Source organism: Bacillales bacterium, assembly GCA_035700025.1.
Taxonomy (GTDB): Bacteria; Bacillota; Bacilli; order Bacillales; family DASSOY01; genus DASSOY01.
In genome coordinates this window covers 81440-98812 of the sequence record DASSOY010000012.1, presented here as the reverse complement: position 1 = coordinate 98812, position 17373 = coordinate 81440, and the positions used below count along the sequence as shown (strand labels likewise).

General features: G+C 48.2%; 13 protein-coding genes. 8 read left to right on the top strand and 5 right to left on the bottom strand.

All coding sequences use genetic code 11. The features are described 5' to 3' along the window. Nucleotides 1-7: 7 nt before the first annotated feature. A complete protein-coding gene (locus tag VFK44_02485) occupies nucleotides 8-1492 on the top strand; it encodes a glutamate synthase subunit beta (GenBank protein HET7627232.1) in 1485 nt (494 codons plus the stop codon). Between the two features lie 128 nt (nucleotides 1493-1620). Here VFK44_02485 and VFK44_02480 read toward each other — a convergent pair whose 3' ends face one another. Beyond that, nucleotides 1621-2421: a LysM peptidoglycan-binding domain-containing protein gene (locus VFK44_02480; protein HET7627231.1), complete on the bottom strand. Its 801-nt coding sequence runs from the start codon at nucleotides 2419-2421 to the stop codon at nucleotides 1621-1623. A gap of 216 nt (nucleotides 2422-2637) precedes the next feature. On the opposite strand from VFK44_02480, the gene VFK44_02475 reads away from it, so the two are divergent. After that, nucleotides 2638-3792, top strand: coding sequence for a GAF domain-containing sensor histidine kinase (locus tag VFK44_02475; GenBank protein HET7627230.1), 1155 nt, complete (start codon nucleotides 2638-2640; stop codon nucleotides 3790-3792). After that, nucleotides 3782-4429: a response regulator transcription factor gene (locus tag VFK44_02470; GenBank protein HET7627229.1), complete on the top strand. Its 648-nt coding sequence runs from the start codon at nucleotides 3782-3784 to the stop codon at nucleotides 4427-4429. Before VFK44_02475 ends, VFK44_02470 begins: the two co-directional genes overlap by 11 nt. Before the next feature lie 41 nt (nucleotides 4430-4470). Here VFK44_02470 and VFK44_02465 read toward each other — a convergent pair whose 3' ends face one another. Beyond that, nucleotides 4471-5823, bottom strand: a complete 1353-nt coding sequence (locus tag VFK44_02465; GenBank protein HET7627228.1) for a DUF2252 family protein — start codon at nucleotides 5821-5823, stop codon at nucleotides 4471-4473. Nucleotides 5824-5964: 141 nt separating this feature from the next. On the opposite strand from VFK44_02465, the gene VFK44_02460 reads away from it, so the two are divergent. Then, nucleotides 5965-7500 carry an FAD-dependent oxidoreductase gene (locus VFK44_02460; protein ID HET7627227.1) on the top strand — a complete coding sequence of 512 codons (1536 nt, stop codon included), beginning with the start codon at nucleotides 5965-5967 and terminating at the stop codon, nucleotides 7498-7500. 88 nt (nucleotides 7501-7588) lie between these two features. Next, entirely contained in the window at nucleotides 7589-8878 is a 1290-nt protein-coding gene (locus tag VFK44_02455; protein ID HET7627226.1) for an MFS transporter, read from the top strand. Here VFK44_02455 and VFK44_02450 read toward each other — a convergent pair. Next, the gene (locus VFK44_02450; GenBank protein HET7627225.1) at nucleotides 8847-9773 is read right to left on the bottom strand and encodes a zinc dependent phospholipase C family protein; all 927 of its coding nucleotides are present in this window, start codon (nucleotides 9771-9773) and stop codon (nucleotides 8847-8849) included. The two genes, VFK44_02455 and VFK44_02450, sit on opposite strands and share 32 nt — an antisense overlap. A gap of 155 nt (nucleotides 9774-9928) precedes the next feature. Beyond that, nucleotides 9929-12016, bottom strand: a complete 2088-nt coding sequence (locus tag VFK44_02445) for a DNA topoisomerase III (GenBank protein HET7627224.1) — start codon at nucleotides 12014-12016, stop codon at nucleotides 9929-9931. Between the two features lie 415 nt (nucleotides 12017-12431). Between VFK44_02445 and helD the strand changes: the two genes are divergently transcribed. The 3 genes from helD (at nucleotide 12432) to VFK44_02430 (ending at nucleotide 16434) form a co-directional block, all read left to right on the top strand. Next, on the top strand, nucleotides 12432-14762 hold the full coding sequence (helD, locus tag VFK44_02440) for an RNA polymerase recycling motor HelD (protein ID HET7627223.1): 2331 nt from the start codon (nucleotides 12432-12434) through the stop codon (nucleotides 14760-14762). A gap of 102 nt (nucleotides 14763-14864) precedes the next feature. Further along, on the top strand, nucleotides 14865-15422 hold the full coding sequence (locus VFK44_02435) for a sigma-70 family RNA polymerase sigma factor (GenBank protein HET7627222.1): 558 nt from the start codon (nucleotides 14865-14867) through the stop codon (nucleotides 15420-15422). After that, nucleotides 15403-16434, top strand: coding sequence for a hypothetical protein (locus VFK44_02430; protein HET7627221.1), 1032 nt, complete (start codon nucleotides 15403-15405; stop codon nucleotides 16432-16434). Before VFK44_02435 ends, VFK44_02430 begins: the two co-directional genes overlap by 20 nt. A 74-nt stretch (nucleotides 16435-16508) precedes the next feature. Here the strand turns inward: VFK44_02430 and VFK44_02425 are convergent, their stop codons facing one another. Continuing rightward, complete coding sequence (locus tag VFK44_02425; GenBank protein HET7627220.1) at nucleotides 16509-17252, bottom strand: IclR family transcriptional regulator; 744 nt, start codon at nucleotides 17250-17252, stop codon at nucleotides 16509-16511. Nucleotides 17253-17373: the final 121 nt, after the last annotated feature.

Below are 17373 nucleotides of genomic sequence, written 5' to 3'. Positions count from 1 at the left end.
TCAGCGGTTGGGAAAAAAGACAGGTTTCATTGAATATGATCGGGAGACGCCGGAAAACCGGGATCCGGTCGAAAGGTTGCAAGACTGGAAAGAATACCAACTGCCGATGCCCGAGGAAAAATTGGAGCGCCAGGGGGCTCGCTGTATGGATTGTGCCACCCCGTATTGTCACCTTGGCATTGAATTCGATGCGGCTTCCTTCGGCTGTCCTTTGCACAATTTGATTCCGGAGTGGAACGATCTCGTCTATCGCGGCCGCTGGAAAGAAGCGCTTGACCGATTGTTAAAAACGAACAATTTTCCGGAGTTTACGGGCAGGGTTTGCCCCGCGCCTTGTGAAGGTTCGTGCACGGTTTCCTTGAATGACTCGGCGGTCACAATCAAAAACATCGAGCAGGCGATCATCGATAAAGGATTTGAGGAAGGGTGGATCGTTCCGGAACCTCCGCAAAGACGCACGGGAAAAAGCGTTGCGGTGATCGGTTCGGGACCTGCAGGGCTTGCGGCAGCTGCACAATTGAACAAAGCGGGCCACACGGTTGTTGTTTACGAAAGAGATGACCGGCCGGGTGGATTGCTCATGTACGGAATTCCGAATATGAAACTCGAAAAAGAAATTGTATGGAGAAGAGTGGATTTATTAAAAAAAGAAGGCATCACGTTCGAGTTGAACACAGAGATTGGCAAGGACGTGACTCGCGAAGAGCTTCGCAAACGTCATGACGCTGTCATCGTGTGTACAGGTGCGACAAAACAACGTGAATTGCAATTGAAAGGTAACCATTTGAAAGGCATCCATTTTGCGATGGATTATTTGGTGAAAAATACGAAAAGCTTGTTGAACTCCAATTTGGAAGACGGCCAATATCTTTCCGCTAAAGGCAAAAATGTTGTCGTCATCGGCGGAGGAGACACCGGAGCTGACTGTGTTGCTACAGCACTGCGGCACGGTTGCAAAAGCGTCGTTCAATTCGGCAAACATCCGCGGCTCCCGCTCAAACGCGGCGATGACAATCCGTGGCCGGAACAGCCGCTCGTCTTCACGATGGATTATGCTTATAAAGAAGCGGAAGCAAAATTCGGAAAAGATCCAAGAGAATATGCGATCCATACGATGGAGTTCAGAGGTGATGAAAACGGTCATGTGAAAGAATTGTTGACGGTAAAAACGAAGAAAGAAATCGACGAAAACGAGCAAGTGACGTTGCAAGAAATTCCCGGAACGGAAAAAGTTTGGCCGGTCGATCTCGTGTTGATCGCGATTGGGTTCGAAGGTCCGGAACAAGAAGTCATTCGCCATTTCGGCCTGGAACAGGACGGGCGCACAAACGTAAAAGCCGCGTGCGGGGATTATCGGACGAACGTGGAAGGCGTTTTTGCCGCCGGCGACGTACGCAGAGGGCAAAGTTTGATCGTATGGGCGATCAATGAAGGTCGTGAAGCGGCGCGGGAATGTGACCGTTATTTGATGCGAACAACGAATTTACCATAGGCTTTAGAAATAAGACCTCCTTTATCATTCCGCCAACTGGGATTGGCGGAAATTTTTTTTGCATCGCTTTTTGAGAAGTAAAAAAGACACCCAAAACGCTTTGAGTGTCCGGTACATGATGAGGTGTATTAGTTTCTGATGAATTCTTGCGTCCAATAAGATCCGTACGAACCACCTTTAACATAGCCTACCCCAATATAAGTGTAATGACTGTTTAAAATGTTGGCACGGTGCCCGGAACTGTTCATCCAAGCATTGACGACTTCTTGCGGAGTTGGTTGTCCGGCTGCGATGTTCTCACCGGCGTACGTGTAAGAGATTCCGAATTTTTTCATCATCTCGAACGGTGAACCGTATGTCGGCGATGTATGTGAAAAGTAATGATTGTCGCGCATGTCGGCGGCTTTTATTCTTGCCATTTTCGACAGTTTGGCCGATACTTTCAAGGCCGGAAGTCCCCGAGACGTTCTTTCCTTGTTCGTCAACTCAACAACTTTCTGCTCGTATGCGTTTAACGTATAACTGTCGGATTCTCCGGATGATGAACCTTGCGGAATATGAACGACTTGTCCAACGTAAATGAGCGACGGATTTTCGATTTGCGGATTCGCTTTCAACAGGCTCGAATAACTGACACCGAATTTTTGCGAAATTTTCCACATCGTGTCGCCGCGTTGTACATAATAATCTCCATCATTGGCCGCCGGGATATGGACCGTTTGGCCGACGTAAATCAACGAAGGGTTCTCGATTTGTGGATTTGCTTTCACCAGTGCGCCATAGCTTACGTGAAAACGCTGGGAGATCTTCCACATCGTATCACCAGCTTGAACCGTGTAGTCGGAAGAAGTCGCAGCATTTACGGAAGACGGCAATAAAAGAGCCAATGCGAAGAAACCGGCAATGAACAGCGTGCAAATTTTTTTCAACAAATTTCCCTCCTTTTCAACAAAAGTAATTCGAGGACAATGATTGAAAGATGTGGGTGTCTTTGGATGGCGAAGAAACTACCTGCAATCCCAATTAAAGGGAACCCATCTTTGCTCTGTTTGTAGATTTGCTATAATCATAGAGGAGGCTGACGGATCGGCAACATTCGGATTCGGGCCGTTATGGTTCAGCAAACGAACACGGAGGCGAGAACGATGGGAAAAGCAGACGATCTGCAAGAATTAATGACGCTGAAAGTGATCGCGGAAACGTTGAACCGCTCCAATGATCTTCCCGAAATGCTTCAAGCGGTCTTGGGAAAATTGTTGGCTGTGACAGATTTGTCCACAGGATGGATCTTTCTTGTCGGCGAAAAACCTTACTATCAATTCGCGGCAGACCATCAGCTTCCGCCGGCGCTCGCCTGCGATGACAAGAAACCGATGCATACGGGGGTTTGTTTTTGTTTGAATCAATATTGGGCGGGAAATTTGCAGGAACCGGTCAACATTATTGAATGCCGGCGGCTCGAAGACGCGAGAATTCATAATCGCGGCGATCGCTGTGGACTCCGTCATCACGCGACGATCCCTTTATCCGCAGGGAACGAAACGTTCGGATTGTTAAACGTCGCCTCCCCCCATAAAAATGAGTTTACGGAAAAAGAATTAACGCTGCTGCAAGCGGTCGCGTTTCAAATTGGAACCGCGGTGAAAAGAATCCGTTTGGCCGAAAAGGAAAAGGAACGTTCTTTAATTGACGAAAGAACTCGGCTTTCGCGCGATTTGCATGATTCGGTGAATCAGAAGCTGTTTTCGCTTGCGTTAATGGCACGAGGTGCTCGGGAGTCAGTCCATGACAAAGCGCAACTGCTGCAATCGTTAGATCGGATCGACGAGCTTTCTCATGAAGTATTGTTGGAAATGAGATCGCTGATTTGGCAGCTGCGTCCGGCAGGTTTGGAAGAGGGCGTCATTACCGCGTTAGCGAATTACGGAAAGTTTCTCGGCCTTGAAACCGAAACGTCACTTGCAGGCGTCCTCCATTTGCCGCGGGAAGTCGAAGAAACGTTATGGAGAATCGGCCAAGAAGCGTTGAACAACGTAAAAAAACATGCCGATGCAAGAAAGGTTCATATCGGCCAGGTCGTATCCGGCGGAAAGCTCGTATTGACAATCTCAGACGACGGAAAAGGGTTTCGTTTGGAGCAACATCTGCGGGGAGCGTCATTTGGTATCGAAAACATGAAAGCACGCTGCGAGTCGTTAGGAGGCGCTTTCCGAATGGAAAGTGAACCGGGAAGAGGAACGATCGTTACGGTTTCGTTTCCGATCGAAAAGAAGGAAGGCAGGGATGGGGATGGCGATTAAAGTTTTATTGGCGGATGATCATCTCGTAGTTTTGCAAGGGCTTCGCTTTTTTCTCGGAACGCAAAAAGAGTTTCGTATCGTTGGAGAAGCTTCCAACGGACGCGAGGCGGTTCAGTTATGTGAACAGGAAAAACCGGACGTCATCTTGATGGATCTCATGATGCCGGATATGGACGGAATCGAAGCTACGAAGGTGATCAAACAACGAAATCCGAACGTGAAAATCATCATATTGACAAGTTTCTCTGATCAAGATCATGTCGTTCCCGCGATTCGTGCCGGTGCCGAAGGGTATCAGTTGAAAGATATACGTCCAGAAGCACTTGCCAATACGATTCGAGCCGCCTACCGCGGGGAAAAGCTGCTGCATCCCGAAGCGACGCAGCAATTGCTCAGTCATGTCAGCGGTGATGGAGTAGAAACCACGGCCCCTCTATGTCCGAGCGAACTGACGCCGAGAGAGAAAGAGGTACTCGAACAAATTACGCTCGGCAAAAGCAACAAAGAAATTGCTCATGACTTGTACATTACGGAAAAGACGGTGAAGACGCACGTCAGCAACCTTTTGAGCAAACTTGACCTTCATGATCGGACCCAGGCCGCGATTTTGGCAATGAAAAACAAATGGTTCGACTGAAATTTCACGTACCGTACTCATTTAAAGAAAAAGCGGGTGTCTTAATTGACATCCGCTTTTGTGTGATCAGCCGTGGATTGAAATTCTTCCTCAAGCCAATCCAAAAACAGTTGATGATCTTCGTGTACGCGAATTTTATAATACAACGCCCATTTTACCAGTTCGGCAACGAAAGGTTCGATATTCTCGCCAATCGCCTCAAGGATCGCCTGTTCACTATCGTGGTTCAATAAATCGTCTTCAGCGTCGATGTCGGCGCGCGCATGAAATTTAGCCGTCACCTTGCCCATCGTCTCAACCGTATGTTTCATGTTTTCGGCAGCGGCCAGCGGTTCCGCATCGAGTTCGCCGACGAACGGGGAAAATTCACGAACATAGAAATCATGGCCGTCAATCGAAAAATAACCGAGGAAAGGGTCTTCCAAATATTGCATCGCTCTTTGCGTTTCCACAACGCGTCTTCCTTGATGCGTATAGCGATCGTCGACATTCTCGAACTTGTACAAGTGAGAAGGCGCCGGTGCCCTTGCTTCCTTCGCTTCAAGGACGATATCGTCTCTGTGCCGTCCGTCTTTTTCTCCTTCAATTAACACGTAATAACGAGTCAATCCGATCGATCCCGTGCCTGATCCGATTTTTTTAACGACATCTTTCACCTCGAAATAGTCTTTTCCTTTCGCCCTTTCCCCAAGTGAAGCGAGATACGCTGGCCAAACTTCTTCAAAAGCCATCCGTTCTTTCGGATCGAGTGCGATCATCGAATCGGACGTTTTAAATCTTCGTCTCCCGTTTTCAATGGTTGTCACGTTCATTAGCGCCTCTTCGGCATTTCGTTCGCGAATTTGTTGCAAAATATCACGTACCGGTCCTTCTGTATTGGTTTCTGTGAAGGTGAACGTACTCGGATCAACCGCGGCAGCGAAGTTTTTCAATTGATTAACATAAGCCTCAACATAATGGCGAATCCATTGTTCCTGTCCATTCTCGTCATAGCCGAGCTGCTCACTGTACAGCGCGATGCTCGCCGTCATTCGAAATACATCGTACAAATAAGAGCCGACGTAACCTTCGTCAAAGTCGTTGGCGTCAAAAACGATTTCTCCGTCTTGATTCATGAACGCCCCGAAGTTTTCAAAGTGCAAATCCCCTTGAAGACGCGTCGGTTTATCGGGAGGCGTATTAAAGGAGATCGGCAGCTGCATAACATCGAAATAGAAAAGATAGGCGCTTCCGCGGAAAAACTGAAACGGACTCTTCGCCATCTTTTGATATTTTGTACGCTGGTGGTCCTTCGACAGGCCGAGCAAATCCGCATCGTATTGATTCAAAACAGTCGTGATCGTATATTTCCGCAGTGCTTTGCGTGTCGATTCCATCAAATGTGTTCTTTCCATGCGATTTCTCCCTCCGTGTATCACGTTTTAATTTTATTTTACATCGAAACCTCGCGATTTTCAGGCGTAAACGTTTTGAATAGAATCGAATCCTTCAGGGACAACTAAGAACAAACATTTTCACGAAACGGAGGAAACGAAGTGGTTAGAAATCCGCTTTATCATCGAGATTTGCCGAAGACCCCTGAACCCTACTGGCGGGAAAACATTGATTTGCCGCGTTTCAACGCGCTGAAAGAAGACATCGAGACGGACGTCGTCATTGTCGGAGGAGGCATCACCGGCATTACGACAGCCTACTTGCTGCAGCGGGAAGGTTTGGATGTCGCGTTATTGGAAGCTGACGTTTTGCTGAACGGGACGACTGGTCACACAACAGCGAAATTAACCGCCCAACACGGACTGTTTTATCATGAATTGATCAATCATATGGGTGTTGAAAAGGCGCGTCTCTATTACGAAGCGAATCAAGAGGCAGTCAATTATGTCCGCAATCTCGTTTCCGAACAAAACATCGATTGTGATTTCAGCACCCAAGATGCCTGTATGTATGGTGTTGCCGACCGGTACGCGAACAAAGTTGAAAATGAATTTCGGGCTTATGAAAAATTGAACATCCCCGGCGATTTAACCGGCAGCATTCCTTTTGACATTAAAGTAAAAAATGCGTTGTACATGCGAAACCAGGCGCAATTTCATCCGGTTAAGTATTTGGCGCATCTTGTAAAGCAATTCATCGACGATGGGGGAGAAATTTACGAACAAACAACCGCCGTGAACGTCGACCACGGGAAACGAGCAACAGCGATCACGCGCGATGGGTACCGTGCGACTGGAAACTATGTTCTCGCCTGTTCTCACTATCCGTTTTACGACGGACTCGGGTTTTATTACACGAGAATGTATGCCGAACGCTCGTACCTTCTGGCAGTTAAAACCTCGTTCGATTATCCGGGCGGAATGTATTTGAGTGCCGATTCACCGCCGCGTTCGATCCGGTCTGTTCAATTGAACGGCGAAACCGGGGTCCTTATTGCCGGTGAGGATCATAAAACCGGCCAAGGCGGTAACACGCAAGATCATTACGATGCTTTGGAATCGTTTGCGGAAACAGTCATCGGTGTAGAGGAAGTAGTGAATCGCTGGTCGGCGCAGGATTTGTATACGCTCGACAAAGTGCCTTACATCGGTCGTTTGACGCAAGCAGAGAGGAACATACTTGTGGCCACCGGATTTAAAAAGTGGGGGATGTCATCGGGGACGCTTTCAGCGTTGTTGTTTCGTGATTACGTATTGGAGCGCGAGAACAAGTACATGGACGTTTTCACGCCATCGCGCTTTTACGCGGATCCAAGCTTAAAAACGTTTTTCAAACAAAATGCAGATGTTGCCGCCCATTGGGTGGCCGGAAAGCTGGAACTTCCGGAAAGAACCGGTGATTTCCTTTCGAACGACGAAGGGGGAGTCATCCGGTATGAAGGCAAACGCGCCGGCGGCTATAAAGACGAGGATGGAAATTTGTACGTTGTCGACACGACTTGCACCCATATGCTTTGCGAAACGTCGTGGAATGAAGGGGATCGAACGTGGGATTGTCCGTGCCACGGTTCAAGATTTTCTTATACGGGCGAAGTCGTCGAAGGTCCTGCCGAAAAACCATTAAAACGCTTTCGTTAAGGGATACTTCCGGACTGAAACGGTCCGGAAGTTTTTATACCTTCAGCCCCCTGTTTCTGATATGCTATGGAAAAAGGGGGAAGCGGCTGTGAACAAAAAAGAGATCCGTAGTTGGGCATTGTACGATTGGGCGAATTCAGCCTTTGCGACAACGGTGATGGCTGCCGTGCTGCCTATTTTTTATCATGACGTAGCAGCGAAGGGGCTGGACGACACGATGGCCACGTCGTTGTGGGGATATTCACAGTCCGCCGCTATGGTATTTGTTGCCGTTCTGTCACCGATATTAGGCACGATGGCCGACTATACCCGTTCAAAAAAACAGTATTTGATGTTCTTTGCCTACATGGGTATGATTGCGACGATGTTGCTCGTCTTTGTCGGAGAGGGAGATTATGCGTTGGCATCGCTTCTGTTGATCGTCGGGACGATCGGTTTTTCAGGGGGGAACGTGTTTTACGACGCCTTTTTACCTGAAATTTCCGACGGGAAGCACATGGACAAAGTTTCTGCGCTCGGGTTTGCATACGGCTATATCGGCGGCGGGCTCATCTTATTACTCGACTTACTCATGATTATGAAACCAGAGGTTTTCGGCCTGCGGGATACGTTAATGGCGACTCATGCAGCTTTCGCAACCGTCGCGTTGTGGTGGTTGTTTTTTTCGATTCCGATGTTTCGCAACGTGAAGGATCCGAACGACGGCAGTCGGACTCAAACGGGAAAAAATTACGTTCGCATCACTGCTCGGAGGTTGTCGGCGACGCTGCAAGAACTTCCGAAATACCGGGAACTGCTCAAATTCTTGCTGGCGTTTTGGATTTACAACGACGGCATTTCAACGATCATAAAAATGGCGACGATCTACGGCAGGGATATTGGAATCGGTCAAACGGATTTGATCGCGGCACTCCTCATTACGCAATTCGTCGGAATTCCGTTCGCTTTTTTGTTCGGATGGCTGGCAGGAAAAATCGAAGCAAAACGGGCGTTGCTGTTGGCACTGATCGTTTACGTCCTCATTGTCATTCTCGGATTTTTCATGAAAACCGCGTTTGAATTTTATTTGCTTGCGATTATGGTCGGGTTCGTCCAAGGCGGCGCGCAATCGTTAAGCCGTTCGATTTTCGGACGAATGATTCCAAAAGGAAGAAACGCTGAATTTTTCGGTTTTTACGGAATTTCTTCGAAGTTTGCGGCGATTTTCGGGCCGTTTTTGTTCGCGCTCACTTCCCAATTAACGGGATCAAGCCGATGGGGAATCCTGTCCGTTGCTTTATTCTTTGTCATCGGCATCCTGCTGCTGTTGAAAGTCAATGTCGCCAAAGGGCAAAGAGAAGCCGCGTTTAAATCATCGGATCAAAATACTTGCACGTGACCGTATCGCGGCAATCTTTTCCGGTATCATACGCATAGTTGCCGAGTTCGTTAGATAAACCTTCACTGGCTTCATCCAACCCGTTCTTCCAATAATCGAGCACCGCCTCCAGTATGCGCTCGGCTTCAGCGTACGCATGATCAAGCATATCATCGAAACTTTCGGAATGTTTTTCGTTTGGATCGGCGGGGTGATACCAGATGCGACGTTTCCGATTCAAATAATCTTTTTGTTCAGTAATCGGCCGATAGGAGTAGGGATGGACGAATTTTTTCAACCATTTGTTTTTCCAACCGATCGGGTCATGGAGCACTTTCAACGCCTGAATCATGTTCCGGTATGATTCGGCCGCAAAGGTTTCCGGCAGTTTCGCGGCGTCATCGGGAAAATAGCGGCGAATGAGGGATTTCAATAACTGCTCGATCGGGCCGTACAGCGATTTGCCAATATTAATTTTTTGGTAAACGGGAATGTGCCATGTTTTGATGCCGTAAGTTTCATCCATGAGGAGCGTGTCAATGATGATTTCAAGTTTCTCATGCTTATGATCGTCCATTCCGGAACGATAAATGATATACGGATGGGTGTTGCGGTCGAGCAAATGATGCGTAAGAAACCCGAGTATATAAGCTTGTACGTAAAAGTCGTTCGCGTTACGGAAACCGCCGCGAATCATGTCGATTAAGAAGGGTCCGCAATGGTTTCGGTGGATGTTTTCTCCTATTGCGGAAACGCCGAGGTCTTTAGCCCACGGCCAAAAGTTATGATAGAAAAACAAATCCGGCCCTTGGCAACCGAGCCTGAAAAAAGGGAGGACATCATCCGAGGGCAGGCGGTATTGGATGCGTTCCAATGTTTTTTCACCGAAAAGGATATGTGTCCATACGTTCGGCACTCGCGTTCATCCTTTCTGCAAAACGGTCGTTCTCAAGCCGTCAAAGTACACGCGTTCTTCCTTTCTATGATAAACGTTTTTCGTTAAAGGGAAAACAGTTTTTGCCATATTTCTGTTAAAAAATCCCGCTTGCCAGTGCGCAAGCGGGTAAATCGTCATTCTTTCTTTTCAAGGGCTGCTTTCAACGCATCAGCCATGCTGTTTCCAACAGGTTCTTTTTTCTCATATTTTTTCATTAATCGTTGTTTCTCCCGTTTGTCCGGCACTTTCTTACCGCGATCCGCCTTTTCCACAACATTGCACGGCCGGCACTGAAAATACACGCCGGCTTCGCCTTTGTGAATTTCCATTCTTTTCTTGCATTGCGGACACCGCCGCTTCGTCAACTTCGCTTCGCGCCGTTTCCGGTACCCGCATTCGCGATTCGCGCACACGAGCATTTTCCCGTCTTTCGTCTTCCGTTCCTTCATCAGCTCCCCGCATTCCGGGCACTTCGTGCCCGTCAAATTATGAGCTCGATACGTTTTCTTGCTTGCGGCGACTTCCGAAACGAGCCGATGCGCTTGCTCGCGAATGTTTTTCAAGAACGCCTGCGCGTTTCCTTTTCCGCGTGCGATGCTTTCCAGCTCCGCTTCCCATCGCGCCGTCAGCTTCGGCGACTTCAGTTCGTCATTGACGAGTTCGATCAGCTGTTTGCCTTTCGGCGTCGGAAACAGCTTGCCGTTCTTTCGTTCAATGGCTTCGCTGAAAACGAGTTTTTCGATGATGTCCGCGCGCGTAGCCGGCGTTCCAAGTCCGTATTTTTCCATGCGTCCGAGCAAATCCGATTCGCTGTAACGCGGGGGAGGCTCGGTCATTTTGCTTTCAGTCACGACGTTTTTGACCTGAAAACTTTGACCTTTCTGGACAACAGCGGTTTCGCGATTCGTTTCCTCGTCTTGTTGACGCAACCGTTTAAATCCGGGTTCGCGAACGATCGTTTCCTTGGCTGAGAACATTTCACCGTCAACATCAAACACGGCTTCGACCGTATCGTATTCATACGGAGAATAAAACAAAGCGAGAAAACGTTTTGCGATCAAATCGAACAATTTTTTTTCGTCAGAGTCGAGATCAGCAGCGTATACCGTTTCGTCCGTAGGAATAATCGCATGGTGATCTGTTACTTTCGCATCGTTAAAAACGTGGTTGGCGAGCACTTTGTGCTGCTGCTTGGCGATCGGACGAACCTCATCTGCATAAGCCGATGCGATGGCTTTCACCCGTTCGGCCATCGTCGCTTTCATGTCTTGCGTCAAATACTTCGAATCGGTACGCGGGTACGTAACGATTTTATGACGTTCATACAATCCTTGCAGCACGTTAGACGTTTTTTTCGCGGAAAATCCGAAAATTTTATTCGCGTCCCGCTGAAGCTCGGTCAAATCGTACGGGAGCGGCTGCCGTTCTGTTTTTTGCTTTGAGCGTACGTCTGTGACCGTCGCTTTCCGGCCGGAAATTTTTTGTTTCAAGCGTTCCGCTTCTTCGGCGCCAAACAGCCGTTTTTCCCCTTTTTTGTTTTGCCATTGAGCGGTAATCGGCCCAATGGCCGCCTTTACCAACCAGTAGGGTTCCGGCTTGAACGATTGAATTGCACGTTCGCGGTCGAGGACGAGACCGAGCGTCGGCGTTTGCACCCGCCCGGCAGACAACGGATCGTTGTACTTCGTCGTCAACGCTCTCGTCACATTTAATCCAATAAGCCAATCCGCTTCCGCGCGGCACACCGCCGATTGAAACAAATTATCATAGTGCGCCGCCGGTTTCAACTGCCGAAAACCGTCGCAAATCGCACGGTCCGTTTGAGATGAAATCCAGAGTCTTTTCACTTTCCCTTTCCATTGAATGCGTTTCAAAATCCAACGGGCAACGAGTTCGCCTTCACGGCCGGCATCCGTAGCAATGATGACTTCTTGAACGTCTTTTCGTTTCACGAGCCGGTCGATCGCTTTCAATTGAGGACTCGTTTTTCGAATCGTTTTCAATCCCATGCGGTCGGGAATGATCGGCAAATCTTCCATACGCCACGTTTCGTATTTTTTATCATAATCCTCGGGCATTTTCAGTTCGACGAGGTGTCCGAGCGCCCAAGTGACGACATAACGCGGACCTTCAATATATTGCTTGTTTTTCTGATTGCAGCCGAGCACGTTCGCCAAATCGCGGGCAACGCTCGGTTTTTCCGCAAGTATCAAAGATTTCATTGCTTAACTCCTTTCACGTATCTAGTATAGCGAAAAACAATGGAGGATGAAAACGTGGAAGGGGGAGAGCGAAAAGCACAGTTTCGATCTCACAGGGAAAGCATCATCCCCGGTCGAATATCAAGTTTGTCATAGTGGTGCGACTAGCGGAGAAGTATGTAGATTAGGGTTAACCGACCTTTGCTGGTTCTGCCCCAGATACAAAAAAATCTTGTCGGCGATCCTTTATTTGAATATTCAAATCTTAACCCAATAAAAAAAAGAACCTTGTCGGGTTCCGCTGAAAATGGTATGATGAAATCCGGTCTGTCAACCAGAATTCATTTCACAAACATAATACACCATTATAATTATAAACCGTATCTTGAGAAATGTCAACAATTTATCATTTCACCAAGGGCAGGAGGGCGCTGCGATGACAAAAGACTGGAACGAGGAAACAAAGCGAGTCAAAGAAGTGGTTCAATTGATCCAACGGAAGCAGGAAATGATCCGCGAGAAGTCGGGCCAGTTGAAGACGGGAATCGTCGGTTTACGGAAAAATTTCTGGGAAGACGTGACCGTAAATGTGGATGAACCCGACGACATCATCGAAACGCAAGCAAGCATTCGGCAACAAGCTGAGTTGCTGTCGGAACGCGAGCGAAGCCACGGGCTGATGTCGGAGCAACTGACGACGCTCAGCCGGCTGGAACAGCGGCCGTATTTCGGTCGGATTGATTTTATAGAAGAAGCACCTGAGACAAATCAAGAGGAACCGATCTATATCGGCATTGCGTCATTGCAAGACGATGCCGAGGAGGAATTTCTCGTTTATGACTGGCGCGCGCCGATTGCGAGCATGTATTATGATTACGCGCCGGGACCGGCCGAGTATGAAACGGTTGAGGGCACGGTGTCGGGTGAAATAACGTTGAAAAGGCAATATATTATTGAAAACGGAACATTGCAAGGCATGTTTGATACGGGTTTGACGATCGGCGACCAACTGCTGCAAAAGATGCTCGGCAATCGTTCCGATACGAAAATGAAAAGCATTGTGGCGACGATTCAACGGGAACAAAACCGGATCATTCGCGACGAAAAACATCGGTATTTGATCGTGCAAGGTGTCGCGGGAAGCGGAAAGACGTCGGCGGCATTGCAGCGTGTTGCTTATTTATTGTATGCACATCGCGAACGGCTGAACGCTGAAAACATGATCTTGTTTTCGCCGAATCCATTGTTCAACAGTTACGTCTCGACGGTTCTTCCCGAGCTCGGGGAAAACAATATGCTGCAAACGACGTTTTATGAATACGCCAGCGAGCATTTAGATGAAAAATTGCGGCTCGAAGACCCGTTTCAACAAATGGAATGGTCACTAAACCGCGAGGATGACGGTGAAGATGCTGTGCGAAAGGCAGCTGTGCAATTTAAGGCAACGCTCTTGTTCAAGGAAATGATTGAGCGGTTCGCGCAAAAGCTTGGCCAACGCGGAATGCCGTTTAACGACATTCGTTTTCGCGGTGAAGTGTTGATCGGTTCAGGTGAAATGGCTTTCCAATTTTATAAAACCGATAACTCGCTTTCGCTGCCTAACCGGCTCGAACGAACGAAAGATTGGCTGCTTGCCCGAATTGACACAATTGAAGAAGAGGCAAGGGAAGCCTCATGGGTCGCCGATGAAATTGAATTGCTCGACAAGGAAGATTATTTGGATGCTTACCATGGGCTCCAACAACAGCAACGTTTCAGCGAGAATACGTTCGACGATTTCGACCGGGAAAGGGAATGGCTGAGCCGTACAGTTGTCGCTGAATCTTTTAAACCGATTCGCTCGAAAATCGAACGACTCGATTTCGTCGATCATGTTGCGGCATACCGGCGACTGTTCGAATCCAGGAGTTCACACTTCCGTCGTCTGCCGGATCAATGGGAAGCCGTTTGTCGGGTCACGATCGCTGCCTTGAATGATGAAAGGTGCGCCTGGGAAGACGCAACACCGTTGTTGTATTTGCGCGGGTTAATCAAAGGGTTTTCCCGCTATAATTGGATTCGTCATGTATTCATTGATGAGGCGCAAGATTATACACCGCTGCAGTTTGAATATATGAAAAAGATTTTCCCACGGGCGCAAATGACGTTTCTCGGCGACGTTAATCAAGCGATTCATGCCCACGCAGAGTCGGTTCCGTCACTGCTTGCGACGGGAACGGGAGAACCGGATCGAGAAGAGCGCGTTGAGCTGATGACGAGTTATCGTTCGACGAAGCCGATCGTGCTTTTTACAAAAGAGCTGATTCCGAGTGCCTCGTCTGTCTTACCGTTTGAACGGGATGGAGAGCGTCCGCGTTTGGTACATGCGGGCGACAAACCGGAGTTAAATGCCAAGATTGTTGAACGTATCAGCCGCTTGAAGGAAAAAGGGCATGAAACGATCGCCGTATTGTGCAAAACCTTGCAAGAAAGTATTGATGTGTACCACGGTTTGCGTGAACGGTTGCCGGTTCAATTGCTCGATACGGAAACGTACACGTTTGAAAAAGGTGTAGTCGTGTTGCCTGCGTATTTGGCGAAAGGCATTGAGTTTGACGCCGTTATCATTTACGACGCTTCCGACCTCGTTTATCGCAGAGAATCCGAACGGGAGTTGTTTTATACGGCTTGCACCCGGGCAATGCATGAATTGATCATCTTTTATCGCGGGAAACCGAGCCGTTTGCTCGAAAACGTGCCTTCACACTGTTATGTCATGGAAAATTAACTTGAATACGCGGATTCGTGGTAAAATCGGTACAAGCGAGAGTGAAAAACATTGAAACTCTTTTGCTGTTGTTGATGTTCCATTAGGGAAGGAGGACTGGGGATGTCTGAACAAGAATGGATTTCCCGTGCGAAAAAGGGAGATCTCGAAGCTTTCGACGAACTAATGAAAGGCTATTATCCCCAGGTTGAACGTTTTGCCTTTCAAATGGGCAATCCTCCCGATGCGGTCGAAGACATTACGCAGGAAGTTTTTATTCGAGTGTACCGCTATTTGAATCGTTATTCGCGCGGCAAATTTTCGACATGGCTTTACAAAATTACGTTGAACGTCTCCAAAGACATGTATCGCAAACGAAAAAGCTTGTTGAACAAAGTGAACTTGCTGAAGCACGAATATGACGGTATCGAATCGTCAGCGGAAGAGGATTTGCTGCGGAGCGAAAGCGACCGCGAACTGCACCGTTTAATCCAACAGTTGAACGACAAGTACAAGATTCCCGTTATTTTGTTTTACTTTGAGGAGATGCGCCACGATGAAATTTCCGAAATCCTTGATATCCCGGTGAACACGGTAAAAACGAGACTGTTACGCGGCCGCGAACAACTGAGAAATGCGCTCGGGAAAGGGGAGGCGCTTCATGCAAAACGATCTTTTTGACGAAAAAATGGAACATTTAAAACGGTCTTACCGAAACCTTCCTCCCATATCGACAAGATCATCGACTATGGACCGAATCGAAATGATTCGGCGGCGAAGGAATAAGCCGCTTGCCGTTTACGCTGCCGCATGCTCACTAATTGTCATTGCCGGCGTTTGGGCGGCTTCGGGATCGATGCTCCACGACGGCGGTGCGACGAGGCAAAATCAATCAGCGAGCGATTCGAGCGCCATGATCGAATCTGTGCCGAAAGCTGATTCGGGAAACACAGAATCGGCCAAGACGTTTTTTGCAAGCGATAAGAAAGACATGCTGACGTCGTCCGACCAACATTCGTCTCAGCAACCATTGGCCGTTCCGGCAAGCATCATCGTTCAAAAAGCGATTCGTGCGATCGAAACGGACGTTGCCAAACGATATCCGACGAAATTACCGGTTCCCGAAGGAAAATATTTGTCTGCTGCGACTGAATCGAAGCCCGATCATTACGAAGTGCGTCTTTATGTCGTAAACAACCCGATCGACGTAAACAGTCCGTTGTTGGAAGAATTGGGCGCGGAACAAGAATTGGCGAGTTTTGGGGCAAACTTCTATGGCAACGAATCGGAAGCCGCGAATGAAGTAAAGTCGGTCATGGAAAATTTGCCCGTTGACATCTTTGAAAACGAGACGAAACGCATGGACCTTGGTGACCACATTTCGGCAGTCGTTGGAAAGGGGCAGAAGATTTCCGGCCTCCGCTGGCAGGAAGGACGTTGGTTCGTGACAACGGTCGGAAAGAACGATGAATTCGATGCGGTGACAAAACTCTCGAAAATGGTCGTTTCGTTTCTTCGCACAAATACATTACCGGCGCCGCATGACGTGGGTACGATCTTCATCTCTATGTCCAGCACTGGTCATAAAGTGATGATCTTCCGGCAGGAGCACAATGCCGTCTATCATGTAGTCTCGGATAACAATCCGATGACGGCTCTTCAGCTTGCCGTTTCCATGCAAGATGCAAGTTGAAGCGTGCGGTGATTGTGTTGATTTTTTCTTTTCTCGGTGTCGCATCCATTTGATTTTGACAGGCCGCCTGAAAATTAAAAGGCCTTTCCGACGGACGCAGATACGAGCCGCGCCGCTTCCCTCACTTTTGTTGTCCATTCGTCAAAGCGAGCGTTCGCGGTTTCGTCTCTCACAAAGTTAATATAAACGGCGCCGACGACATCTTGACGTCGGTTGATGACCGGTGCGGCGATCGACGCCGTCCCTGGTGTTTTTTCACCGAAACTGACCGCATAACCGCGGTTTTTTATTTGGCTTAATTGTTCCATTAATTCTTTTCCTTGTATTTTCGTGATTTGTTGCAAGCTTTCGATAATCTGTGTCCGCTTCATTTCCTCCATGAACGCCAGCATTGATTTGTTGGCTGCACCGATATGCATCGGAATTCTTTCCCCGATATTGTCGATGATCCGTACACGGTCGGGACTGTCGATTCTCTCGACAATGACGGCAGAATCACCGGTCGGCACGCTCAAATATACGGTTTCGCGCGTATCGGCAGCCAATTGTTCCATGAACGGACGAGCCGTCTGGCGAAAATCAAGACGTTCATGCAGCCAATAACCGATCTCCATCCATGTGTACCCGATCTGATAACGTTTTGTTTCTGGCGCTTTCTCAACAAGTCCGTGCTTTACCAATGAACCGAGCAGGCGATGCACGGAGCTTGCCGGCAATCCGACGATGTCCGCGATTTCCGATATGGACCATGTACGTCTATTGTCTTCGGAAATAAGCACCTGGATGATGTCCATTGCCCGGTCGATCGACTGAACCATCTCATTATCCCCCGTTTCGATGCAAATGTCTCGGTTTCCATCATTGTATACGAGTACCGAAACGTCGTAAATTGACACGATAGGTGATCGTTACTAAGATGGAAACAGACAGTAATTTCAT

What these genes read in the sequence shown, in the direction of transcription:
- VFK44_02470 (HET7627229.1), top strand. Translation starts at nt 3,782, where the DNA reads ATGGCGATTAAAGTTTTATTGGCGGATGATCATCTCGTAGTTTTGCAA.
- VFK44_02445 (HET7627224.1), bottom strand. Translation starts at nt 12,016, where the DNA reads ATGAAATCTTTGATACTTGCGGAAAAACCGAGCGTTGCCCGCGATTTG.
- VFK44_02425 (HET7627220.1), bottom strand. Translation starts at nt 17,252, where the DNA reads ATGGTTCAGTCGATCGACCGGGCAATGGACATCATCCAGGTGCTTATT.
- VFK44_02465 (HET7627228.1), bottom strand. Translation starts at nt 5,823, where the DNA reads ATGGAAAGAACACATTTGATGGAATCGACACGCAAAGCACTGCGGAAA.
- VFK44_02435 (HET7627222.1), top strand. Translation starts at nt 14,865, where the DNA reads ATGTCTGAACAAGAATGGATTTCCCGTGCGAAAAAGGGAGATCTCGAA.
- VFK44_02475 (HET7627230.1), top strand. Translation starts at nt 2,638, where the DNA reads ATGGGAAAAGCAGACGATCTGCAAGAATTAATGACGCTGAAAGTGATC.
- VFK44_02430 (HET7627221.1), top strand. Translation starts at nt 15,403, where the DNA reads ATGCAAAACGATCTTTTTGACGAAAAAATGGAACATTTAAAACGGTCT.
- helD (HET7627223.1), top strand. Translation starts at nt 12,432, where the DNA reads ATGACAAAAGACTGGAACGAGGAAACAAAGCGAGTCAAAGAAGTGGTT.